Source organism: Flammeovirga aprica JL-4 (genome assembly GCF_012844305.1).
GTDB lineage: Bacteria > Bacteroidota > Bacteroidia > Cytophagales > Flammeovirgaceae > Flammeovirga > Flammeovirga aprica.
The window spans coordinates 1-504 of sequence record NZ_JABANE010000457.1; the positions used below are offsets into that span (position 1 = coordinate 1).

Annotated in this window: 1 protein-coding gene; it reads right to left on the minus strand. The window is 64.1% G+C overall.

Annotated features, from left to right (window positions below):
• Window positions 1-92: 92 nt before the first annotated feature.
• Window positions 93-504: hypothetical protein (locus tag HHU12_RS34930; protein WP_205960122.1), on the minus strand; the 412-nt coding region annotated here is incomplete at its 5' end.

Below are 504 nucleotides of genomic sequence, written 5' to 3' on the forward strand. Positions count from 1 at the left end.
GGACGGGCGGTGCGTCAGCCTGGGTATTGCTGCGATAAGTCCGCCCGTTGCCGGAAAAGCGCGACACGCAGTGCAGCGTGCCGGAAACCACATTAATGCCTTTTTTGCGCCATCTCCCAGGCCGCCGACAGATTCAGCCGCTGCCAGAATTGCTGTTCGGGGGTGGCGCCGGATAGCGGGTAACCCGCCGGCAGCGCGGTGTTGACCATCAGCGCCCGACGCTGGGCAGCTGACAGATGCGGCAGGGCATCTTCCAGCAGCACTTCCGCCCCCACCGGCACCTGTAAACGCGGCTGCGGACCCTTCTGCTGCGGCAGATCGTAGGTCATGGTGAAGCGAGAGAAATCACGCATCGCCGGATCGCGCCAGGGATCGTCTTTCACGCTGCTCTTCGCGCACTCGGCAAGCGATGTGCCGCAGGCCTTCGCCAGCGCGGCGCGCAGCTGATCGCGGGCTTCGTTAAATAATACCCGGTAGTGCGGACCGCTAAGATAGTGGGCCACG